Raw genomic sequence first — 23,023 nt, 5'->3', positions numbered from 1 at the left:
CTTTTGTTATCGGGTTATTCCCCGGCTGGATGTGACAATAAAATTCGTAAAATTTTTCACTTCCGGAATCTGTTCCACCTCGGCCTTGACCCGTTCCGATGCCTGCTTGACCGTCAGCCCGATCCTGAAAAAAATCCGGTAGGCTTTTTTAAGCTCGCCTAAAGTGAAATCGGAAAAACGGTGCCGCTTGAGCCCGACATTGTTCAGGCCGTGGAGGGTGGCCCGGTCTCCGGCAGCAATGACAAAGGGAGGAATATCCTTGACTACAGCGGATTTTCCCCCGATATAGGCATAATTTCCGATTTTGACGAACTGATGAATGGCCACCAGTCCGCCGATGGTGGCGTGGTCACCGATTTCAATGTGTCCCGCCAAAGTGGAGTTGTTGGCTAAAATGACCTGCCGGCCGGTTTTGCAGTCATGGGCGATATGGGTATAGGCCATCAGATAGTTTTCCTCGCCGACTTCCGTGATGCCGCCGCCGGCTTCCGTGCCGCGGTTGATGGTGACAAATTCCCGGATAATGGATCCCCGGCCGATGGTGAGATAACTTTTTTCTCCATGAAATTTCAGATCCTGGGGCGCACCGCCGATGGCGGCATATTGAAATATCTGGCAGTCTTCACCGATGGAAACATAATTGTCAATGGTGGTGTAGGACCCGATGGTGGTTCCAGCTCCGATGCGTACATCTGATTTGACAATGGCATAAGGGCCGATCGTCACTCGAGAATCGATTTCCGCGGATCCATCGATGATGGCGGTAGGGTGAATCATGGCAGCTCCGGTTTTTGTATAATGCGTTCAAGGGCGTCAAGCCGTTTTTCAAATGCCATCAGCGTTTTTCTCATCCCCGGCAGCCGGCCGAGGATGTTCACGACTTTCAACCAGGTTTTATGGGGCATATGAGGGATGCCTGACACAATCTGATTGTCCGGGACCGAGGATGACACCCCGGCATAAGGGCCCACAATCACATGGTTGCCAATGGTCAAATGGCCGGATATACCGGCTTTTCCGGCGATAATGGTTTGTTTTCCGATCCGGGTGGACCCGGCGATTCCCACCTGGGCCACCACCAGTGTATGGTCTCCGATGGAAACATTATGGGCGATGTGAACCTGATTGTCGGTTTTCACGCCATTGCCGATCCGGGTGACGCCTAAGGTCCCCCGGTCAATGGTGTTACACGCGCCGATTTCCACATGATCTCCGATGATGACATGTCCGGTGTGAGACAGTTTGAAATGGCTTTCGCCATCCTGGACAAACCCGTATCCGTCCGATCCGATCACGGATCCGGAGTGAATGATGCCATGTTTTCCCAGACATGTGCCATCCATCACCGTGACATTGGGTTTGATGGTGGTGTGTTCTTTGATCACGCAACCCTTTCCGATAAAAACATGGGGCATGATTTGCACATGGTCTTTGATGACCACTTCATCTTCAATCACCACATGCGGGGCAATGGTGACACCTTTTCCCAGCACACAGTTTTTTCCAATGACGGCCAGCGGGCTGATGCCGGGCTTTGATGCCGGTGCCGGATGAAAATGTGCCACCAGTTCAAAAAAAGCCCGTCTGGGATTGGCGGTCATCAATAAACAGGGATGAGAATTTTTTTCATACATGCCATCATCAGGCACAATCACGGCCCCGGCCCGGGTCTGATTCAGACGTGACAGAAAAGAGGCATCTCCGGCAAACGTGATATCTGATGCATCGGCATTGTCAAAGGAAGAAACCCCCGTGATCACGGTGAAAGAATTTCCCGCCACCCGGGCATGAATCTTTTCAGCGATCTCTTTGACAGTCAGTTTCATACATAAATCCCGTTCAGGCAATCAATTGCCCTGGGCTGTGACGGCATTGTATTTAGTGATGACACGGTCTGTGATATCTATCTGGTCCGGCGCATAGATCACTCCGGCATTCTTTTTTTCAATGATCAGGGTGTATTTTTCTTGTTTCCCCAGTTCATTGGCAATGTCGAATACGGCTTTTTGCATGTCATTGATCATTTTGATTTCAAGATTTTTCAATTCATTGGTATAATTCTGCTGCATGATTTTGAAATCTTCGATCTGATTTCTGAAATCCCGTTCCCGTTCCCGCTTTTTTTCATCACTGAGCACCAGGGCTTCTTTTTCAAAAGACTGGCCGATTGCGTCCAGGGACTGTTTTTCTTTTTCCAGTTTATTTTTGAATTCCGTTCCTTTGGCGTTGAGCACCTTCTGGTTCATTTTTCCGGCACTGGATTCTTTCATTATTTTTTCAAAATCGATGACACCGATTTTAACAGCATCCGCACAAAATGCCATGGGCACAAAGCTGATGGCCAAAAGGCTTATGATGGTTACAAATAAGATACGTTTCATGGTTTCCTCCAAATAAATAATGCTTTAAAAAATATCAGAAAAATGCGCCAATGGAAAAATCAAACTGGCCATCTCCGGTTTGGTATTCATCCTGACCTTCCACCACAATACCATAGGCCAGACGAATGGGGCCCATGGGGGAATTCCACCGCAGTTCAAATCCTGCGGATGAGTATTGTTTGGCCAGATCGATGCTTTCGCTGGTTCGATAGACATCACCCCGGTCATAGAACAATACCCCGGCGACTCCTTGTTCTTCCTGAAGGGGAAAGATCAGTTCCGCATTGAATTGAATATATTTTTCACCCCCCCGCAGGATAGTCTGGCCGGGTTCTCTGGTGTTGATGTCGTATTTGTCAAATCCTCGGACCGAATTGATGCCGCCTAAGTAGAATCGTTCCCAGTCGATATCAATCTGGCCGTTGGTGCGGTCATCCAGATACCCGCCCTCCATATGAAAGCCTCCGGTAAATTTCCAGAAAAGAGGCATCCAGAATCCGCCTTCGGCTACATACCGGGTATAGTCAATATCTCCACCCATGAATTCTCCGGCATACTGGGCTGACACTTTACTGAACACCCCTTCTGTGGGCAGAAAATAATGGTTTCTGGAATCATAGCTGATATACGGCTTGATGCTGGCGGTGAAAAAATTTCCTTCAGTCACATTGGTATACATCTTTTCCGCCTGTTCAACTTCAAAATCTTCAAAATTGATTTCCACACCGATGGTGGTGTAATCCCACAGCTGTCGATAAGCGGATCTAAGTGTCAGACCGATGGCATTGCGTTCATAATATTCAAATTCTCTTTCAAGCTTATAGATATTGAATCCGGCGGAAACCGGCATGTCAAAAATCCAGGGTTCCGTGAATCCCAGGTCATATAAACCGGTTTCTCCTGAAATTCTTCCCAGAATTTTCAAATTCTGACCCCGGCCGAACAGGTTGCGTTCTTCCAAAGATACCTGACCGAAAGGACCGTCGTCCGTTGAAAATCCCCCGCCAAAAGAAAAATTACCCGTGGGTTTTTCTTCGACTTTAACTTCCAGATCCCGTTGATTGGGCACATCCGTTTGAACCGGGTTGATTTCCACAGACTGAAAATAGTCTCTGTAGCTCAGGTTTCTGTAAGATCGCTGAATACCGCTCATGGAAAATTTACCCTGCTCTTCCACAGCCATTTCCCGCCGGATCACTTTGTCCCGGGTTTTTTCATTGCCGGAAATCAGAATCCGGTTGAAATATACGGGTTCTCCCTGATCAATTTTGTATGTGATGTGTACCTGATGACTGGCATCATCGGTTTCCACCAGCGGGGAGACCTTGACATTGGCATACCCCTGGTTGGAATATAAATCACTGAGCCCCAGCATGTCTTTTCGGATCAGTTCCCGGTTGTACAGATCGGATTCCTTGACCAGAAGTTTGTCAAACAGATCGTTTTTCGATGTCAGAATATCCCCGGTTATGTCCACATTCCCGGTTTTGTACTGTTCCCCCTCATCGATTTTGAAATAAATGGCAATGCTTTCTTCCCCCATGTCTATCTGAGGATCCGATAGCTTGACATTGATGAATCCGTTGTTTTTATATAAAGACTCGATACGCAGCACATCGTTTGTCAGTTCACTTTCATCCAGGTCACCGGAAGAGGTGATAAAAGACCAGAATCCCTTTTCCCGGGTCTGAATCGTTTTTTTCAGTTTTTTGTCCTTAAAATGGGTATTTCCCTCAAACACAATGGATTCAATTCTGATTTTTTCCCCTTCATCAATCACGAACACAATATCAGCCTGATTATTTTTCAAGGGAGTGATTTCATAGGTAACTGTGCAGTTGTGGTAATTTTTTTCCATGTACAGCCGTTTTATCTTTTCCACATCTGAATTGATTTTGTACACATTGAGGATGGACCCGGTGCTGGTATCCACGACTGCGGCCAGTTCATCCTCTTTATATACACGGTTCTGGGAAAATTTGATATTTCTGACACTGGGTTTTTCCGTGACGTTGAAAACAATTTCAATGCCTTGATCCAGGTCTTTTTTTTCGATCACCACATCATCGAAAAAACCCATTTTGTAAACCTGTTCCAGGTCTTTAGACAATTTTTCCGGGTTCATGATATCACCGGGGTTGGTTGAAATGATCCGTAAAATCGCATCAGAATCCACCCGGCGGTTGCCCGTAACCGAGATGGTGGATATAATGCGTTTTTCAAACAGCTCGCCGATAATTGCCCGGGACAATTGTCCGATTGCCGCATGCAGTTCTTCCAAAGAACCGGACTGGGAAAAAAATGGCAGGGGCGGCCCTGTTTCATAAATCGGATGCATGTTCGCATCAATACTGATGGCGTTTCCGGCCATAAAGACATTACCCGTAATGATGTAATCCACGCCCAGCCGGATACCTTCCTGGCGGAATCTGGCAACATCCCAGGTTTGGGTCTCCATGAATTCTTTGACATAAACCACTTGGGTTCCTTCGTTTTCCAGCCGTTTTCCAAGCATCAAAGGCAGGTCTGTGCCAAGTGATTTCTGGGCCGAAGGGGCCTGAACGGAAAAAGGAAAAACAGCGACACTGACTGTTTGTTCTGCATACAGCCAAACGGGCAGTCCGCATAAAATTATCCCTATCAGTACTGCATTAATCAACCATTTTTTCATATCAGTCCCTTTCTCATGCCGGTATAATTTTTCCGTTTTGGATCGTTACTGTTTTTTCCATCATTCGGGCCAGTTTCATGTTATGGGTCACCACGATCACGGTCATACCCAGTTCTTTGTTCAACTCAGTGATCAAAGCGTGGAGGCTGTCTGCGTTTTTTTCATCCAGGTTGCCGGTGGGTTCATCCGCCAGAAGTATATCTGGTTTCATCACAAGGGCCCTGGCAATGGCCACCCGTTGCTGTTCTCCACCGGACAGATCTTCCACGCGATGATGATATCGATCTGCCAGCCCTACCCTTTCAAGCATATTTTGAGCCAGGTTTTCAACCATTTTTTTTGATTTTTTGGCAATGAGTCCCGGGATCATCACATTTTCCATGGCGGAAAATCCCTGGAGCAGGTAATGAAACTGAAACACGAATCCGATCCGTTTGTTTCTAAGTGCCGCCAGTTGATCGTCTTTCATGGAAAGCAGGTCCCGCCCCTGAAACATGATTTGTCCCTTATCCGGCCGATCCAGGGTACCGATGATATTGAGCAATGTTGATTTGCCGATACCCGATGCCCCGACCACGGCCAGGGTCATTCCTTGGGTGATGGTAAATTCGGATCCGTCCAGTATGTTTATGACATCCGGCGGGGTACCGAATTTTTTGGTGATCTGTGTCAGACGCATGAGAACAGAGCCGGCATCATCCATAACGAATGGCCTCCAGCGGGTCCATGTTCGACGCCTTCCAGGACGGGTATAATGTGGAAATAAAGCAGATGATGATGGCACTGACGGAAATGACCAGCACATCCATGGGATCCAGCTGGACCGGTAACGTGGAAAACGGATAGGCTTTGGGCAGCTGGATAAAATCATATCGTTTGAGCAGCAGACAGATACCGATGCCGGTCACGGTTCCCAGCAGGGTGCCGATGGTTCCGATCACCAGGCCTTTAATGATAAAAATTTGACGGATCATCCCGTGGGTGGCGCCCATGGCTTTGAGAACGGCGATGTCTTTTGTTTTTTCCATGACCAGCATAATCAGAGCCGATGCAATATTAAAGGCCGCGACCAGAATGATCAAAGTCAGAATGATGAACATGGCGGTTTTTTCAAGTTTCAGGGCCGAAAAAAGACTCTGGTTGATATCCATCCAGTCCCGGACATAGAACGGATGGTGTTCCAGATCGGCCGGCAGGGTTTTCCGGATCTCCTTGACTTTGAAAACATCATCCACCCAGATGCCGATGGCGGATATTTTATCCGGATCTTTTATCAAAGACTGGGCCTGTTCCAGATGAACATAGGCCAGCATGCCGTCGTACTCGGACATGCCCGAAGAAAAAGTTCCCTGGACCACAAACTGCTTCATGGCCGGTATCTGTCCCATGGGAGAGATCACAGACCGGGTGGACATAAGAATGATCTTGTCCCCGGTCATGGCGCCCATGGCCCGGGCCAGTTCCTTGCCCAGAATAATACCCGGCAGGTTGTCGGAATTTTTTTGGACGGCCAGGGCGTTTTTCAGGGCAGGCGCATCAAATCCTTTGATCAACGATGCGCTGTTATCCGGGACAATGCCGCGTACCATGGCGCCTGACATGGCATGACGGGTCCGGATAATGGCCTGGGCAAACAAAATCGGGGAAGCATCCCGGATGTGAGGGTGGGTTTGTATGTTTTCAAGCACGGGATTGTAATTGCCAAAGGTGCCGTTGTAATTCATGACCAGAATATGAGGCTCGAGACCCAGAATCCTTCGCCTGAATTCGGTTTCAGCGCCATTCATGACGGCGATCACCACCACCAGCGCCATCACCCCCACCATGACCCCGGCCACGGACAGAAACGTGATCAGAGAGATGAATCCTTCTTTTTGCTTGGCCTTGAGGTAGCGCCGGGCTATGAACAGTTCCACGGCCATCAATAATCAGTGGGTGTGTTTCATATGGGGAAACAAAATAACCTCTCGAATGGAGGCCGCATCCGTGAGCAGCATCACCAGCCGGTCGATGCCGATGCCCTCTCCGGCTGTGGGCGGCATACCATATTCCAAGGCTTCCACATAATCCGCATCCATGATGTGGGCTTCATCATTTCCTTCATCCCGCTGGCGCACCTGCATGAGGAACCGGTTGTGCTGATCTTCCGGGTCATTGATTTCGGAAAATCCATTGGCGATCTCCCGGCCGGCAATGAACAGTTCAAACCGGTCCGTCAGGTTCGGGTCGGATTCGCTTTTCCGGGACAACGGAGATACTTCCACAGGGTATCCCGTGATAAATGTGGGTTGAATCAGTTTGGGTTCCACCAGCACGTCAAACAATTTGGTCAAAATTTTGCCGTGACTTTCGGTTTTGGTGATCTGGATCTGGCGGTCTTTTGCAAAAGCCAGCAATGACTGGGTATCATGGATCATTTCAGGATCTATGCCGCCGATGGAAGACAAGGATTCCATCATGGAAATCCGCTGCCATCCGGGTTTGAAGTCAATGGTGTGGCCCTGGTACTCAATGACGGTGTTGCCGCTGATTTTTTCGACAATATCGGCAAACATGTTTTCGGTTAAACCCATCAAATCCTGGTAATCCGCATAGGCCTGATAAAATTCCACCATGGTGAATTCCGGGTTGTGCCGGGTGGATACACCTTCGTTTCTGAAATTTCGATTGATTTCAAATACTTTTTCAAAGCCCCCCACCACCAGGCGCTTCAGGTACAGTTCCGGCGCGATCCGCAAAAACAGTTCCATGCCCAGGGCATTGTGCCAGGTCTTGAAAGGGGTGGCTTCGGCACCTCCGGGCAAGGGTTGCATCATGGGCGTTTCCACTTCCATGAAATCGTGTTCTTCAAAAAACCGACGCATGGCAGAAACGATTTTGCTTCGGGTGATAAAGATGTTCCGGGTGCCGTCGTTCATGATCAGGTCCAGGTACCGCTGACGATATCTTTTCTCAGGATCCTTGATGCCGTGAAATTTTTCCGGCAATGGCCGCAATGCTTTGGACAGCAGTCTGAAATCCGTGGCCAGGATGGTCCACTCGCCGGTCTTTGTCTGAAACAGCGGGCCGGAAACACCAATGAAGTCTCCGATATCCAGTTTTTTGAACAGATCGTAGGTATCCTCTCCCACTTTATTTTTCTGAATATACAACTGCATCTGGTCCGACCCGTCCTTGAACCGGACAAAAGAGGATTTCCCCATCTTGTTGATGGCCATCATCCGGCCGGCCAGTTTGAATGTCTTGCCGTTTTCGCCTAAAGAGGACGGGTCAGTATCAATGATGTGCCGAAGTTGTGCCACCGTGCATGAAATCTTGAAATCATTGGGATATAAAGGGATTCCCTTTTCCTTGATGGCGGTAATTTTTTCTTTTCTGGCCTGGATGATCCGGGTGTCTTTATCCATGGGTGTTGTTATTTCCATTATAGTCTTTTTTGAGTTTCAATACGATAAAACACAATTAGATAGCCTGTTTGCCGGGTGGTTGTCAAGATTTTGTTGGATCTTCCACCGATCCGGCCGGTTTGAATATGATGGTGAAAACCGTTCCTTTGCCGGGGATGGATTCAAAATCGATCAAACCGCCATAGGTTTCAATGAGCCGGTGAATAATGGGCAGGCCCAGTCCCGTGCCTTCGGGTTTGGTGGTATAAAAAGGATCAAAAATATGGCGGGTATTGTCTGGTTCAATCCCCTGCCCGTTGTCTGAAATGGTTAGATAAATCCGCTGATTCCGGGGGGCTGTCAATGTGATAATGATTTTTCCTTTGCCGGGAATGGCCTGGGCTGCATTTTTGATGAGGTTCCACAAAACCTGCTGGAGATGAACCGGATCGATGTGAACACTCAGGCCTTCATCCAGATGGGTGACAACCTGAATCCTGTTTTTAAATTCTTCGGAATTCAAAAACAAAGAGACCACATCCCTGACGGCCTGATGAACCATCACCGGTATTGCATTGGCTTGACCGGGTTTGGCAAACAATCGGATGTCATCGACAATGGTTTTCAGGCGTTCGGTTTCCCGAAGAATAATTTTCATGAGCCGGTCTTCCCTGCTGCCGGGAGCCGTGTCTTCTCTGAGCAATTGAATGGATCCGGCCAAAGAAGCCAGGGGATTTTTAATCTCATGGGCAATTCCGGAAATCATTTCATCCATCACTTCCATTTTTTCCACCCGTCTGTAATGGGCATGGGTGATTTTCAAATCCTGGCGTGCCCGTCTCAGCTGTCTGGCCAATATACCGCTTAAATATGCCACAGCCAGGCACGCAAACATGAGTATGAAAATCCGGTAAAAAATCAGACTGGGATTCAGAGACGCCGGATCGGTGTGCTGGCCTGAAAAAGGCGGTATCGTATGATAATATTCCAGCACGATCAACAGCCCGTACTGAATGCTGGAAACTCCGGCAATAATCAGGCTGCCGCGCAAAAATACCAGCATGGCCCCGTAAATGATGATCAGCAGATACAAAAATGTGAAAATGGAGTCCAGGCTGCCGGTGACATAAATGATCCCCGTGACTGACACCGTGTCCGCCAGAATCTGGGCATAAGACAGAACCAGCAGATTTTTTTTTTGTTTGAGCCACAGGCCGTACCCCACTGACAGCAATAAAATGGCAGCAGCCAGATAATACAATGTCACAAACGGCTGGGACAAAAAAGACAGATTTTCGCCCGTGGAAAAGACCAGACTGGAAAAAATCAGCACAATGCAGAAAATCATCCGGGCCAGGACAATCCATTTGAGCTGCTGCTCCCGGTCTGATCGATCCAGAAACGGGTCTGTGGACATGGACCTATCCAATACCGCCTGCCATGGAGAAAATCGGGAGATACATGGCGATGACCAGTCCTCCCACCACCACTCCTAAAAAGACCAGCATAAAGGGTTCGATCATATCTGTGAGATTTTTGACAGCCTGATCCACCTCGTCATCATAAAAATCAGCTATTTTTTCCATCATGGTGTCCAGGGCGCCCGTGGACTCCCCCACGGCAATCATGGAACAGACCATGGAGGGAAATACCCCGCTTTCCAGCAACGGGTCCGCCATGGACCGGCCTTCGGAGATACCGGCTTTAACGTCTTGAATGGCAAATTCCACAATTTTGTTTCCTGCGGTGCGGCCCACGATATCCAATACTTCCAGAATGGACACGCCAGACGACATCATGGTGCTGGTGGTCCGGGTGAATTTAGCCACCGCCACTTTCCGGATTAAAATCCCCATCACGGGCAGCCGCAGAAACAGATCATCCATGAGTATCCGGCCTTTTTTGGTTTTGTAAAACCGCCGGACCACAAACACGGTTCCGAATATGGCGCCCAGAATATACCCGATATTGGCCACCACAAAATTACTCAAAGCCACGACCAGCAGGGTCGGGCCCGGCAATGCCGATCCCATGCTGGCAAACATTTCTTCAAATACGGGAATCACGAATACCAGGATGATCCCCACCACGATGATCGCCACAATAATGGTGATGATGGGATAGGTCATGGCCCCTTTGACCTGTTTTTTCAATTTCGCCATTTTTTCCATGTATGCGGACAACCGGCTCAAAATGACATCCAGAATACCCCCGGCCTCTCCGGCAGCAATCATGTTGACAAACAATTCATTGAAATCGGATGGAAATTTTTTCAGGGCATCGGCAAAGGTGTCGCCGGATTCCACTGATTCCTTGATTTTTTTCAGATGTTTTTTAAAGGTCGGGTTTTCCTGCTGGGCCTGAAGAATTTCCAGACATTGGAGCAAAGGGAGTCCGGCATCGATCATGGTGGAAAATTGTCTGGCAAAGATGATGACATCACTGTCTTTGACCTTGGGCTGAAAAAATTTTATGTTTTCAAACAGGTCTTTGGGCTTTTTTTTGATTCTTCCCGGAGTGATTTTTCGTCTGACCAGCATATTCCGGACCTGTTCCGGGGTTTCCGCCGTCATTTCTCCTTTGACGGATCTTCCCCTGGGATTTTTGCCTTTCCACAGATAAACATCAGACATAACATATCCTTTAATCGGGGTTGTTTTGCAGATCCGAAACCGAATCACGGGTCCGGCTGCAGATGTGTTTCAACCGGGGGTCGTATTATTTGTAAAATATATACAGATAGTTTATATATCATTCGATATTCAATCTCAACAGGAGTTGTGTTGTGGCCCCCAAAAAAAAAGGCAGTACCGCCAAAACCATCATTACCAGTCATGTGAATGCGGATTATGATGCCATCGCCGCCATGCTCGCGGCCCAGAAGCTCTATCCGGACGCCCGGATCATCTTTCCCGGATCCCAGGAAAAAACCCTGCGGGATTTTTTCATTCATTCCATGGGGTATCTGTTCAACATGGCAGACCCGGCCTTTATCGATTTTTCAGACACCTCAACCCTGGTGCTGGTGGACACCCGCCAGAAAAACCGACTGACCGGTGTGAAAGAACTGCTGGAAAAAAAAGAGGTGGCCATCCATGTGTATGACCACCATCCGCCCGGACCTGATGATGTGACACCGGCCATGGAAGTTTTTAAATCCTATGGCGCCACCACCACCATTTTATGCGAAATCCTTCAGAAAAAAAATATCCCGATTACTCCGGAAGAAGCCACGGTCATGGCGTTGGGCATCTATGAAGACACGGGGGTGTTTACATACGCTTCCACCACACCGGCGGACTTCATCCAGGCCGGATTTCTGCTGGGCTGCGGAGCCAGCCTTAATACCGTTGTCAGCCTGGTGGTCAGAGAAATCAAAGCGGAACAGATCTCCTGGCTCAATGATCTGCTCAATGAAATGACCCGGCATCAGATCAACGGGCTGGATGTTCATATCTCCACCATCTCGTCGAATACCTATATCACGGATCTGGCATCCATTGTCCAGAAAGTGATGCGCATGGAAAACCTGGAATTGTATTTTGCCGTAGTGCTCATGGGAAACAAGGTGCATATCATTGCCCGAAACCGGATCCCCGAGGTGGATGTGGGCCGGATTCTGTCCATGTTCGGCGGCGGGGGCCACGCCTATGCCGCGTCCGCCAAAATCGAGAACCATACGCTGGCCCAGGTGGAGCATCTGCTCATCGATCAGTTGAAAAAAGAAACCCGGCAAATTCAGGTGGCGCGCTCTTTGATGTCTTCTCCGGCCATCACCATTGAACCGGGCGCTTCCTGTGAACAGGCCGGCAACACCATGACCCGGTATAATATCAACACCCTGCTGGTGGTGAATCCTGACTCCGGTTCCTATGAAGGATACATCACCCGCCAGGTGGTGGAAAAAATCCTGTTTCATCAGCTCAAGACCCGGCCGGTGGAAGAGTACATGAACTCGGAAGCCACATTTATTTCCTCAGATGCCAACCTGGCTGAAATCGAATACCAGATCATTGAAAAAAAACAGCGGATCATTCCGGTGATCGATCATGAAGAAATCAAGGGGGTCATCACCCGCACGGACCTGCTCAATTTTCTGGTACAGCATGACAAAGCCGTGAAACGCACGGATCAGCTGGTATTTAAAAAACAGAATGCCCGGAAACGCCGGATTCATAATCTCATGGCCCAGCGTCTGGACGACCGGACCATGGATCTGCTTAAATCCATTGGCGCGGCCGGTGACGAACTGGGGCTGAATCTGTATGTGGTGGGCGGGTTTGTCCGGGATCTGCTTTTGCAGCGAACCGTGGATGACATTGATATTGTGGTGGAAGGCGACGGCATCGCTTTTGCCAGATATGTGGCTGAAAAATTGAACTGCCGGGTGAATACGCATAAAAAATTCGGTACGGCTGTGGTTATTGTTTCCGAGCAGATTAAAGTGGATGTGGCATCGGCCCGGCTGGAATATTATGATTTTCCCGCCGCCCTGCCCATTGTGGAGAAAAGCTCCATCAAACGGGACCTGGCCCGCAGGGATTTCACCATCAACACCCTGGCTTTGAGTCTGAATGCCGATACCTTCGGTACCCTGATCGATTATTTCGGAGCCACAAGGGATTTGAAAGACAAAACCATCCGCACCATTCACAATTTAAGTTTTGTGGAGGATCCCACCCGGATATTCCGGGCTATCAAGTTTGCCAACCGGTTTGGATTCGACATCGGCAAGGTGACCGCCAACCTGATTCGCAATGCCATTAAAGTGGACTGTTTTAAAAATTTGAGCGGCCTGCGGGTGTTGTCTGAGCTCAAGCAGATCTTCAGTGAAGAAGATCCCATTCCCGCCATCCGCAGTATGACGGATTACGGGCTTGAAAAAGTGATTCATCCCCGGCTGGAAATTACTCCCGCCACCTACCAGATACTGGAATCCGCTAACAAAACCCTGACCTGGCATGATCTGTTGTATGTACAAGAAACCTATCCCCGATGGGCCGTGTATTTCATGGTGCTGCTCCATCGGTGCACCTTCAAGGTCAGTGAACAGATCTGTGACCGGCTCATGATTCCGGTGGGAGAACGGCAGTTGCTGCTGGAAACACGGTACAAGGCGGAAAACCGGCTGGGTTTCATCGAGTCCAATCATCCGGTTTCCCGGCAGAAGCTTTACTGGGCATTGATCAATTTCAATACCGTGTTTGTCCTGTATATGATGGCATTGACAAAAAATGAGGCGGTTCGCAGGGATATCTCCAATTTCTATACCCAATTCCGTCATGTGACACCCAAAATCCGGGGCAAAGACCTGATCCGTATCGGGGTGACACCCGGGCCGGCCTTTACAAAGATTTTAAATGAAGTGCGTAATGCCAAGCTGGACGGCCATTTGGATACCCGGGAAAAAGAGATGGATTTTGCCATAAAATATGCCCGGGAAAACAACATGATTTGATATTGATAAAACCGGCACTTTATGGTTGAATCCATTTTTTTTACGTAAATTTTTGATGATGAAAGATATTTGAATGAAAAATGCAGATTTTCTGACCGGCATCACCACCAGCGGCACCCCGCACTTAGGTAATTTCGTAGGCGCCATCCGGCCGGCTGTGGCCACCAGCAAAAATCCGGACCTGACCTCTTATTATTTTCTGGCAGACTACCACTCATTGATCAAAAATCATGATCCTGAAAAACGGCAGCAATCCACGCTGGAGATCGCTGCCGCCTGGATCGCCCTGGGTTTGGATCATGACAACTGCGTGTTCTACCGGCAGTCGGATATCCCTGAAATCCCGGAACTGACCTGGATTCTAACGTGTCTTACCGCCAAAGGGCTCATGAACCGGGCCCATGCCTACAAGGCAAAGGTTCAGGAAAATGACGCCGACGGAAAAAAAGACCCGGACCAGGCCATCACCATGGGACTGTTTTCATACCCCATTCTCATGGCGGCCGACATTCTAATGTTCAACGCCGGCAAGGTGCCGGTGGGAAAAGACCAGATTCAGCATCTGGAGATGACCAGAGATATCGCGGCCCGGTTCAATCATGTGTATGAAAATCTGTTTGTTTTGCCCGAGGTGGTGGTGGATGACAATACCGCCGTCCTGTCCGGTCTGGACGGCCGGAAAATGAGCAAGAGCTACAACAATTTTATCCCGCTGTTTGACACGGAAAAAAAATTGCGCAAAATGATCATGAAGATCCAGACCAATTCTCTGGGACCGGATGAACCCAAAGACCCGGATACCTGTACCTTGTTTTCCATTTATCGGGCCTTTGCCACGGAATCGGAGACGTGTGCCATGGCGGACCGCTACCGGGAGGGGATCGCCTGGGGGGTGATGAAACAGGAATTGTTCGAGTATATCAATGCCATTTTGGCCGAGCCCCGGCAACGGTATAATGAGCTGATCAAAAATCCAACAGATATTGAAGAGATTCTGGCCAAAGGGGCGGAAAAAGCCAGAGCCTTTTCCGTGCCGTTTCTGCAAAAGATCCGGTCCGCCATCGGGATCCGGTCACTGGGTTAGCCCCTTGATTTCTTCCGGGGTCAGGTATCGCCAGGCCCCGGGAGCGAGATTGCCTAAAGTCACATTGGCCATGCGGATCCGTTCCAGCACAGCGACCCGGTTTCCGGTTTTGCCCACCATTTTCCGGATCTGGCGGTTCAGCCCCTGTTTGAGCACCAGGATGAACTGTGTGTCGGAAATTCTTTTAACCCGGGCTTTCCGGGTTTTTTTCCCCTGAAGGATCATACCCTTGGCCATGGCCGCCAGGTCCGTGTCTTTGACCGGATGGACCGTGGTCACTTTGTATTCTTTTTCATGGTTGTGAGAGGGATGGGACAGTTTGTTGTGCAGGTCCCCGTCATTGGTGAGCAGCACCAGTCCCTGGGAATCCTTGTCCAGCCGTCCCACCGGAAAAATCCGGTCCGGCAGGGGTACCAGGTCCAGAATGATTTTGTCCCCGTGTTTTCTGGCACAGGAGGTGACCACGCCCACGGGTTTGTTGACGACAATATAGATGAATGCTTTTTGCTGGGGCAGGCTTACCCGGATGTTGTCAAACTGAACCATATCCGTTTTGGGAGTAACCTTGGTGCCCAGGGTGATGACCCGGTTTCCGTTGATCCGGATACGGCCGTTGACAATCAAATCTTCGGCCGCCCGCCGGGAACATACCCCGGCCCGGGCCAGAAATTTCTGCAACCGCATGGGCTGGTTTTCAGGATCAGGACCGGTAGTCGGCATTGATTTTGACATAATTTTCACTGAAATCACAGAACAGAAATTGATCTGTATGGTCCCCCAGATTCAGATCCAGGGTCATGGAGATTTCGGAGGCTTTCATGATTTCTGCGGCTTGTTTTTCCGCTTTTTTCCCCTGCCATTTTCCCTGAAGGACCAGGGCCACGGTATCAAAAAACAGATCCATCCGGTCCGGATCAACTCTGGCTCCGGACCGGCCGGCAGCCGCCGTGATCCGTCCCCAGTTGGGATCTTCTCCATAAACAGCGGTCTTGACCAGGTTGGAATGGGCAATGGCTTCTGCCGCCTTGAACGCATCCTGCTTTGTGGCAGCGCCTTTCACGGTGATCTGTACCAGTTTGGTGGCCCCCTCCCCGTCTCTGACAATCTGGGTGGCCAGATCCAGGCAGACCTTTTCCAGCAAATCCTGAAACACGGCCCGGGAGGCATCGTCGGTGATATGGGCATTGCTTGTACCCCCGGCCAGGCACAGCAGGGTATCGTTGGTGGACGTGTCCCCGTCCACAGTGATGCGGTTAAAGGTTTTATCACAGGCTGATGTCAACGCCTGTTTCAGATCTGAAACACTGATATGGGCATCGGTGATCACATAGGCCAGCATGGTGGCCATGTCCGGCCGGATCATGCCGGATCCCTTGGCCACCCCTTTCATGGTAATGGTCCGGCGGCCCTGGTCCGTGTCCATATCTGCGGTCATCTCAACGATTTTGGTGCTAAGATCCGTGGTGAGAATGGCAGCGGCAAAATCCGCCAGGGTCCCGGTGTGGATCTGTGTTTTCAGCTGCGGTATCCCGGTTTCAAATTTTTCCATGGGCAGCGGAGCCCCGATCACCCCGGTGGAAGACACCATGACCAGATCCCGGGGAATCCCGAAAGTATCTGCCACGATCCGAATCGTGCGGCGGGCATCTTCAATGCCCTGCTCACCGGTAAAGCAGTTGGCATTGCCGGAGTTTGCCAGCACGGCCTGACAGACCCCTTTTTGTATCATTTGCTGACCCAGGATCACCGGAGCGGCCCGGACCTGGTTTCTGGTGAACACTGCTGCGGCCGTGGCCGGCTTTTCACAAAGGATCAATCCCAGATCTTTGATCCCGTTTTTTTTGATCCCCGCATAGATACCGGCAAACGCAAACCCTTTCATTTCAACCACCTTTTTTGACCCGTCCATATTTGAAAATAACGAATTATAGCCTTGGTGACGGATGGTGTAAATGGATTGACAAGGATTATTTTCACTGGTATTCATTAAAACAGAAAGCATCTGACTTCAGTTGCCGGTATCTTCATATATGATAGCCTGTCACAAGGGACTGGAAAAAAAGAGATATTTTTTTCATAAATTATTTTCCATGGGATTTTTCACGTGCAGATTCAAACCGAAGATATTCTCAATGCCATCGGCGAACTTGAGACCAATGCGATCCTGGTGGTGGATCATCAAGGAATTATCCGGAGAATGAATAAAGGAGTGACCGCTGTTTTAGGTTACACGGAAACCGACCTCATCGGCCGAAAGGTTGAAGTCATACTCCAGAAAGATTTTCAAAAAAATCATGAAGAAAAATTTCAAGACTATGTCAGCCACCGGAAGATGGAGGTTGTCACCCGATCAAATCTGATCGGAATTCAGAAGACGTTTCCCAGTGCCGAGCCCCTTCACCATAATGATGATATCCCGTTCGCTCTGGTGGACAAAAATGGATGCAACCTGCCCATTACCCTGACCATCAATGAGATCTGGTCTGATTCCGATGATCTTTTGGGGTTTCTGGCCATTATTTCCGACAACACCAAACAGTTCAACCTGCATCAAAAGCTGAAAAATCAGGCATCCTACGATCCGCTGACCGGATTGATGACCTGGCAGCAGTTTGAAAAAACGGTCAATGAAACAAAGAAAAATGCCCTTGCAGATAAAAAGGGTTACCAGGCTGCCATGTTATTTCTGGATGTGGATTATTTCAGAACCATCACCTATGGGTCCCAAATGGCCGGTGACCGGGCATTGAAAAGAATTGCCAACTGGCTGCTCAATCAGATCCGGCAAAAAGGAACCCGGCCCAAAGATATTGTCACTGCCCGGTTTCTGGGAGATCAGTTTATCTTGTATCTTTCTGACACTTCGGTGGACGGTGCTTTGGCACTGGCCAGGCGCTTGAAAGAATCGTTCATCACTTTGAATCTTCGGACTGAAGAGTCCCCTTTTTTTACCAGTATCAGCCAGGGAGTGACCCCAATCACCCGGGACACCAGACTGCACAATGCCGCATCTCTGGCAGCCCATGCATGCAGTCTGGCCAAAAAAAAAGGGCGGAATAAAATTGAAACCGTGCTGGATGAAGGGCCTGGCTATCTGGGGCTGGAACGCATCATCCGGGAAGCACTTCAACAAAGGCGGCTCATCCTTTTTGCCCAGCAGATCGTTCCCATCAGTCCATATGCCCGGACCATTGACAATAACCGTGCCCATTATGAAGTGCTTTCCAGAATACTGGATCCCAAGGGCAATCTTTTGTCTCCGGAACTGTTCATTCCGGCTGCCGAAGTACTGGGGCTGGCAGTTGACGTTGACAGATACGTGATCGAACACACCATGACCACACTGCAAAAACATCCCGGCCACGTGGCTTGCCTGTCCCTTTGCTCCATCAACCTGTCCGGCCTGTCCGTGTCCCGGGAAGGCACATATGCGTTCATAGAAAAAACGATCAGGGCCAGCGGTATCGATCCGGGAAAGTTTTGTTTTGAATTCACTGAAACCGCTGAGATCAAGGACAATGACGTGGCATTGGATCTGGTAAGACGTCTGAAAAAACTGGGATGCAAGACCGCGTTTGATGATTTTGGCATCGGTTATTCCAACTATCAGAGCTTTTCCCGGCTCCCCATGGATATCATCAAAATCGACGGCAGCTATGTAAAAAAAATTCTGAAGGATCCATATCTGAAAACAGATATGCAGGGGATGATACATTCCGCAAAGGTCCGGAACATTGAAGTGGTGGCTGAATTCGCCGAAAACAAGGCCATTACCGAACAATTAAAACAACTGGGTGTTGATTATGCCCAGGGATACTATTATAGTCAACCAAAACCTTTGTCAGATGTGATCAAAGGAACTACTTGACGAAAAACGGACACAATTTAATGGAAGATATCATTCTGGCCCCCGGCCGATACAAAGACCTGTACAAATCAGTTTCACTGAGTGAAAAAATCCAGGGCCTGCATCAGATGATACAGCAGGATTTTCCTTATATCCACCGGGTTGCCGTCGCCCTGTTCGATACAAAGATGAACACATTGAAAACCTTTGTTCAAAGTGCAAAAGAAGACCGGCCGTTTCAGTTTTATGAATGCCTGATGGAAAACGCACCGTCTTTGATGGAAATCAAGACCCGGAAAACAAACCGGGTAGTGAATGATATGGCAGTATTCAATAACGGCACCCATGAACACACTCAAAAAATTGCAGCCAATGGATATCAGGCCAGCTATTCAGCGCCGCTTTTTGATGAAACAACCTTTATCGGAATGTTGTTTTTCAATGCATACCAAAAAAATGTATTCAAAACGCTGGATCTGGCAAAACTGGATCTGTATGCCCAGCTGATCAATTCCCTGGTGGTCAATAAGCTGCAAGCCACCCAGATGCTGGTGGGGGCGTTCCGTTCCTGCCTGAGTCTGGTCAGTTACAAAGATCCGGAAACCGGGAATCATCTGGAACGTATGGCCCGGTACACCCGGCTCATTGCCCGGGAATTGGCCAAACAAGGACATCCCGGCCTGACAGATGAAACCATTGAACATTTGTTCATGTTTGCACCGTTGCATGATATCGGCAAAATCGGTATACCGGACCGCATTCTGCGCAAACCCGGCAGGCTGGATGAAGAAGAATGGCAGATCATGCAGACCCATTCCACCAAAGGCAGGGAAATTATCGACACCATTGCCGGTTATCTGGGGGTGGCAACCTTTGATCAGCTTTCTTTGCTGAGAAACATTTCCGGGTCCCACCATGAAACCATTGACGGCAAAGGATACCCCAATCAGTTAAAAAAAGCTGAAATTCCCATTGAAACCCAGATCGTTTCCGTGGCTGATATTTTTGACGCACTGACCAGCCACCGCTCTTATAAACCGGCCTGGAGTAACGAAGCGGCATTTAAAGAACTGATGCAATTGTCCGGCACCAAACTGAACCCGGACTGCGTTCGGGTACTGATTGAAAATTCAGCCGCGGTCAAAGAGATTCAAAACCGATTTTCCGACGATCTGAGAGACCATGGCAGATGACACACTCCACAGGGATGAATCCCTGCATTTTCTGGAAGACTGCCTTTTTTACAGTGTTAACGCGTTTTCACGGCAACTGCTGAAAATGGCGGAAGCCGGGTTTGCTCCGTTGAAACTTTCTCCGGCCCATGCGTCGTTTCTTTTAATTCTGTATGATAATCCCGGCATCAATCCCAAGAAACTGGGCATCTTATTACAGCTGACCCCGTCCACCATCACCCGGTTCATTGACGCTCTGGCCAAAAAGAAACTGGTGAAAAGGAAAAAACACGGCAAAACCATTGCCATTTTTCCGACTGACAAAGGGCTGGCACTCAAACCTGCCATTGCCCGGGTATACAAGGACTTTTATCTGAACTATGCCCGAATTCTGGGTCCTGAAACCGCCCGCAATCTGGCCCGTCAGATCCGGGGAGCCAACGCCGATCTGGCCAAAGTTTCGTCATCTGATACCGGTCATGATCCAGACCTTTAAACTGATCATCGAGTATGACGGTACCGGGTTTTCCGGATGGCAGCGGCAACCGGAAAACATCACCGTTCAAGGAGAGCTGGAAAAAGTATTATCCAGGATACTCAACCAGCCCGTCACCCTTGCCGGCTCCGGTCGCACCGATGCCGGGGTCCATGCATTGGGCCAGGTGGCCTCTTTTTGTGCAGACACAGCCCTGCCGTCCCAGATGCTGAAAAAAGGGGTTAACAGCCTGATGAAACTTCCCATTGTCTTAACAGCATGCCACCGGGTGCCTGATACATTTCATGCACAATATTCTGCGGTTTCCAAGGAATACCACTATTATATTCTGAACCGGGAAACCCCCTGTGCCGTCGGCAAAAATTATGTCTGGCACATTCACCGTTCATTGGATATGGCCATGATGAACCAGTGCTGTGAATCGATATGCGGCACCCATGATTTCAAATCATTTGAAAATGCGGGATCTCCCAGAAAATCCACTGTCCGGACGGTGTTCATGGCACGGATGGACCGGCTGGACGATGACCGGCTGGTATTCAGGGTCTGCGCCAATGGATTTTTAAAAAACATGGTTCGGAATCTGATGGGAACACTGGTGGATGCAGGGTTTGGAAAAGTGACCCCTGCCATGTTTGAACAGATTCTGGCGGCAAAAGACCGGTCTTGGGCCGGGGCAACCGCGCCGGCTAAAGGATTGTTTCTCAAACAGGTGAACTATGGGTGAATCACGCCGGATCGGAATTCTGATTCGTTGAGTGTGCCGCCCGGATTCCTTGAATGTGCTGATTGTAATGGGCGATGATATCCCGCCGGTAGATCAGACCGATCAGTTCTTTGGGATTGGTTTCATTCACCACCGGCAGTGCATCAATGTTTTTCTGCGTGAGTTTATGCAGTACCGTGTTCAGGTCTTGGGCAGGGGTGGTGGTGATCAGATCCGATATCATGATATCTTTCATTACCACCAGATCTTCGATATGAATGGTGAAAATCACTTCCCGGATGTCGTTGGATGAAAAAATGCCGGTGAACTCCCCGTTGGCGTTCAGCACGGGAAAATAATGCTGCTTGGTAATCTGAAAAAGGGTTTTGAATTCGGAAAAAGACATGTTTTCACTGACACACTGAACTTTTTTGATCAGATGATCCAGATTGCCCACTTTCATGGTCTGGAGGATATCCATCATGAATTCTCCGGCATGGGCCGGCGAATCCACCCGGGATTTGACCTGATTTTTGAATATGGTGAATCGCTGGGACAACAGGTAACACAAAGAACATACCAGCAGGCTGGGTAACAGCAGATGATAGGAATTGGTCATCTCGCTGACAAAGATGATGGTGGAAATCGGTGTGTTGGAAACGGCGGTGAAAAAACCGGCCATTCCGACAATCACAAACGACCCCGGATGGGTAACAATGGAAGGGATCAAAAGATGAAAAATTTTACCGACCGCTCCGCCCAAAGCCCCGCCAATGACCACGGAAGGGCCAAACACCCCACCGCTGCCTCCGGAACCGATGGAAAACGATGTGGTGAAAATTTTGCCGATGGCCAGCGCAATCAGCGTGGAGATGGCCACCTGATTGAAAATGGCATTCTGGGCCATACCATATCCGAAAGCCAGGGTATAGGGCAGAAAAAAACCGATGATCCCGGTACACAACCCGCCGATGGCAGGTTTGATATGATTGGGAACCTTGAGTTTTTTGAAAAATTCCACCAGGCCGTAAAACACTTTGACATAAAGATACCCAAACACCACCAGAACCCCTGCCAGCAAGATATAAGGGCCTAACTCCAATGGATTTTGAAACTTGAACCCCGGAGAATCAAACAAAGATCCCCATCCATAAACAAGGCAGAACATACAATAGGCCACCACTGAAGAAATACCGGCCGGAATGATGACTTCCGATTCAAAATCCGGATCCCGGTACAACACTTCAGCCGCAAACAGGGCCCCTGCCAGCGGTGCCCGGAAAATACTGCCCACTCCGGCACCGATACCGGCGGCCATCATGATGCGGCGTTCCCGTTCCGATAAATTGAGTTTTGTGGCCAGAAACGACCCGAACCCGGAACCGATCTGGGCGATGGGCCCTTCCCTGCCCCCGGACCCGCCCGTGGTCAGCGTGATGGTGGAAGCAATGGTCTTGATAAAGGGGATCCGGCTCCGGATTTTACCGCCTTTATTGTGGTATGCGTCAATGGCCGCATCTGTGCCGTGGCCTTCGGCCTCCGGCGCAAAGGTGTACACCAGCCAGCCGGAAAACAGTCCGCCTAAAGCCGGCAGAATCAGAAGCATCCATCGGTTGAACGGGGTGGTGGTGGAAGGCAGGAGCGCATGCTCACCTGCCGGGGCATCCGGCCGGTATCCGGCCATCATGTCCAGAAAATAATGCATGCCCAGGCCGCAAAGGTAATGGAAAATCACGGCGCCCAAACCGGCAATCATGCCGATGAGAACAAAATTCAACAACCACTTGAAGGCGACTTTGACGTCAAATGATCCCATGTTCCT

Annotated in this window: 18 protein-coding genes; 6 read left to right on the top strand and 12 right to left on the bottom strand. The window is 49.4% G+C overall.

The window, feature by feature from the left end:
• Positions 1–6: 6 nt before the first annotated feature.
• The 9 genes from lpxA to DPO_RS13325 form a co-directional block, all read right to left on the bottom strand.
• Positions 7–777, bottom strand: coding sequence for an acyl-ACP--UDP-N-acetylglucosamine O-acyltransferase (lpxA, locus tag DPO_RS13365; RefSeq protein ID WP_006966522.1), 771 nt, complete (start codon positions 775–777; stop codon positions 7–9).
• On the bottom strand, positions 774–1,826 hold the full coding sequence (gene lpxD, locus DPO_RS13360; RefSeq protein ID WP_006966521.1) for a UDP-3-O-(3-hydroxymyristoyl)glucosamine N-acyltransferase: 1,053 nt from the start codon (positions 1,824–1,826) through the stop codon (positions 774–776). The genes lpxA and lpxD overlap by 4 nt, the downstream gene beginning before the upstream one ends.
• A 21-nt stretch (positions 1,827–1,847) precedes the next feature.
• Positions 1,848–2,381, bottom strand: a complete 534-nt coding sequence (locus DPO_RS13355) for an OmpH family outer membrane protein (protein ID WP_006966520.1) — start codon at positions 2,379–2,381, stop codon at positions 1,848–1,850.
• A gap of 34 nt (positions 2,382–2,415) precedes the next feature.
• Positions 2,416–5,052, bottom strand: a complete 2,637-nt coding sequence (bamA, locus tag DPO_RS13350) for an outer membrane protein assembly factor BamA (RefSeq protein ID WP_006966519.1) — start codon at positions 5,050–5,052, stop codon at positions 2,416–2,418.
• Between the two features lie 13 nt (positions 5,053–5,065).
• Complete coding sequence (locus DPO_RS13345) at positions 5,066–5,755, bottom strand: ABC transporter ATP-binding protein (RefSeq protein ID WP_006966518.1); 690 nt, start codon at positions 5,753–5,755, stop codon at positions 5,066–5,068.
• Entirely contained in the window at positions 5,748–6,974 is a 1,227-nt protein-coding gene (locus tag DPO_RS13340; protein WP_006966517.1) for a lipoprotein-releasing ABC transporter permease subunit, read from the bottom strand. Before DPO_RS13340 ends, DPO_RS13345 begins: the two co-directional genes overlap by 8 nt.
• Positions 6,975–6,980: 6 nt before the next feature.
• Positions 6,981–8,477 (bottom strand): lysine--tRNA ligase, encoded by a 1,497-nt coding sequence (lysS, locus tag DPO_RS13335; protein WP_328284771.1) that lies wholly within the window; start codon positions 8,475–8,477, stop codon positions 6,981–6,983.
• Between the two features lie 64 nt (positions 8,478–8,541).
• Entirely contained in the window at positions 8,542–9,855 is a 1,314-nt protein-coding gene (locus DPO_RS13330) for a sensor histidine kinase (RefSeq protein ID WP_006966515.1), read from the bottom strand.
• A 4-nt stretch (positions 9,856–9,859) separates the two neighbouring features.
• Positions 9,860–11,071: a type II secretion system F family protein gene (locus DPO_RS13325; RefSeq protein WP_006966514.1), complete on the bottom strand. Its 1,212-nt coding sequence runs from the start codon at positions 11,069–11,071 to the stop codon at positions 9,860–9,862.
• Positions 11,072–11,223: 152 nt separating this feature from the next.
• On the opposite strand from DPO_RS13325, the gene DPO_RS13320 reads away from it, so the two are divergent.
• Together DPO_RS13320 and trpS are read left to right on the top strand one after the other, a co-directional pair.
• Positions 11,224–13,896, top strand: coding sequence for a CBS domain-containing protein (locus tag DPO_RS13320; protein ID WP_006966513.1), 2,673 nt, complete (start codon positions 11,224–11,226; stop codon positions 13,894–13,896).
• 73 nt (positions 13,897–13,969) lie between these two features.
• Entirely contained in the window at positions 13,970–14,980 is a 1,011-nt protein-coding gene (trpS, locus tag DPO_RS13315) for a tryptophan--tRNA ligase (RefSeq protein WP_006966512.1), read from the top strand.
• On the opposite strand, the gene DPO_RS13310 is transcribed toward trpS, so the two are convergent.
• Together DPO_RS13310 and argJ are read right to left on the bottom strand one after the other, a co-directional pair.
• Complete coding sequence (locus tag DPO_RS13310; protein ID WP_006966511.1) at positions 14,969–15,700, bottom strand: pseudouridine synthase; 732 nt, start codon at positions 15,698–15,700, stop codon at positions 14,969–14,971. The two genes, trpS and DPO_RS13310, sit on opposite strands and share 12 nt — an antisense overlap.
• Positions 15,681–16,862, bottom strand: a complete 1,182-nt coding sequence (gene argJ, locus DPO_RS13305) for a bifunctional glutamate N-acetyltransferase/amino-acid acetyltransferase ArgJ (protein WP_006966510.1) — start codon at positions 16,860–16,862, stop codon at positions 15,681–15,683. The genes DPO_RS13310 and argJ overlap by 20 nt, the downstream gene beginning before the upstream one ends.
• A gap of 222 nt (positions 16,863–17,084) precedes the next feature.
• Here argJ and DPO_RS13300 point away from each other — a divergent pair, with 222 nt between their 5' ends.
• From DPO_RS13300 to truA, 4 genes are read left to right on the top strand one after another with little or no spacing between them, the layout of a single operon-like run.
• Positions 17,085–18,848, top strand: coding sequence for a sensor domain-containing phosphodiesterase (locus DPO_RS13300; protein WP_006966509.1), 1,764 nt, complete (start codon positions 17,085–17,087; stop codon positions 18,846–18,848).
• Positions 18,849–18,868: 20 nt separating this feature from the next.
• Complete coding sequence (locus tag DPO_RS13295) at positions 18,869–20,020, top strand: HD domain-containing phosphohydrolase (protein ID WP_006966508.1); 1,152 nt, start codon at positions 18,869–18,871, stop codon at positions 20,018–20,020.
• Positions 20,010–20,495 carry a MarR family winged helix-turn-helix transcriptional regulator gene (locus tag DPO_RS13290; RefSeq protein ID WP_006966507.1) on the top strand — a complete coding sequence of 162 codons (486 nt, stop codon included), beginning with the start codon at positions 20,010–20,012 and terminating at the stop codon, positions 20,493–20,495. The genes DPO_RS13295 and DPO_RS13290 overlap by 11 nt, the downstream gene beginning before the upstream one ends.
• Positions 20,479–21,222, top strand: coding sequence for a tRNA pseudouridine(38-40) synthase TruA (gene truA, locus DPO_RS13285; protein ID WP_006966506.1), 744 nt, complete (start codon positions 20,479–20,481; stop codon positions 21,220–21,222). Before DPO_RS13290 ends, truA begins: the two co-directional genes overlap by 17 nt.
• 1 nt (position 21,223) lies before the next feature.
• Here the strand turns inward: truA and DPO_RS13280 are convergent, their stop codons facing one another.
• The gene (locus tag DPO_RS13280; RefSeq protein WP_006966505.1) at positions 21,224–23,017 is read right to left on the bottom strand and encodes a chloride channel protein; all 1,794 of its coding nucleotides are present in this window, start codon (positions 23,015–23,017) and stop codon (positions 21,224–21,226) included.
• Between the last annotated feature and the right edge of the window lie 6 nt (positions 23,018–23,023).

Origin of the sequence: Desulfotignum phosphitoxidans DSM 13687 (genome assembly GCF_000350545.1) — a bacterium.
In the GTDB taxonomy this organism is placed as follows: Bacteria; Desulfobacterota; Desulfobacteria; order Desulfobacterales; family Desulfobacteraceae; genus Desulfotignum; species Desulfotignum phosphitoxidans.
The sequence above is the reverse complement of the archived record's forward strand: the minus strand, read 5'-3'. Positions and strand labels throughout refer to the sequence as shown.

Coding starts and splice junctions, on each gene's coding strand:
- lysS (WP_328284771.1), bottom strand. CDS start 8,477: ATGGAAATAACAACACCCATGGATAAAGACACCCGGATCATCCAGGCC.
- DPO_RS13330 (WP_006966515.1), bottom strand. CDS start 9,855: ATGTCCACAGACCCGTTTCTGGATCGATCAGACCGGGAGCAGCAGCTC.
- DPO_RS13340 (WP_006966517.1), bottom strand. CDS start 6,974: ATGGCCGTGGAACTGTTCATAGCCCGGCGCTACCTCAAGGCCAAGCAA.
- DPO_RS13325 (WP_006966514.1), bottom strand. CDS start 11,071: ATGTCTGATGTTTATCTGTGGAAAGGCAAAAATCCCAGGGGAAGATCC.
- DPO_RS13290 (WP_006966507.1), top strand. CDS start 20,010: ATGGCAGATGACACACTCCACAGGGATGAATCCCTGCATTTTCTGGAA.
- trpS (WP_006966512.1), top strand. CDS start 13,970: ATGAAAAATGCAGATTTTCTGACCGGCATCACCACCAGCGGCACCCCG.
- bamA (WP_006966519.1), bottom strand. CDS start 5,052: ATGAAAAAATGGTTGATTAATGCAGTACTGATAGGGATAATTTTATGC.
- argJ (WP_006966510.1), bottom strand. CDS start 16,862: ATGAAAGGGTTTGCGTTTGCCGGTATCTATGCGGGGATCAAAAAAAAC.
- lpxA (WP_006966522.1), bottom strand. CDS start 777: ATGATTCACCCTACCGCCATCATCGATGGATCCGCGGAAATCGATTCT.
- DPO_RS13345 (WP_006966518.1), bottom strand. CDS start 5,755: ATGGATGATGCCGGCTCTGTTCTCATGCGTCTGACACAGATCACCAAA.
- DPO_RS13295 (WP_006966508.1), top strand. CDS start 18,869: ATGGAAGATATCATTCTGGCCCCCGGCCGATACAAAGACCTGTACAAA.
- truA (WP_006966506.1), top strand. CDS start 20,479: ATGATCCAGACCTTTAAACTGATCATCGAGTATGACGGTACCGGGTTT.
- DPO_RS13310 (WP_006966511.1), bottom strand. CDS start 15,700: ATGCCGACTACCGGTCCTGATCCTGAAAACCAGCCCATGCGGTTGCAG.
- lpxD (WP_006966521.1), bottom strand. CDS start 1,826: ATGAAACTGACTGTCAAAGAGATCGCTGAAAAGATTCATGCCCGGGTG.
- DPO_RS13355 (WP_006966520.1), bottom strand. CDS start 2,381: ATGAAACGTATCTTATTTGTAACCATCATAAGCCTTTTGGCCATCAGC.
- DPO_RS13280 (WP_006966505.1), bottom strand. CDS start 23,017: ATGGGATCATTTGACGTCAAAGTCGCCTTCAAGTGGTTGTTGAATTTT.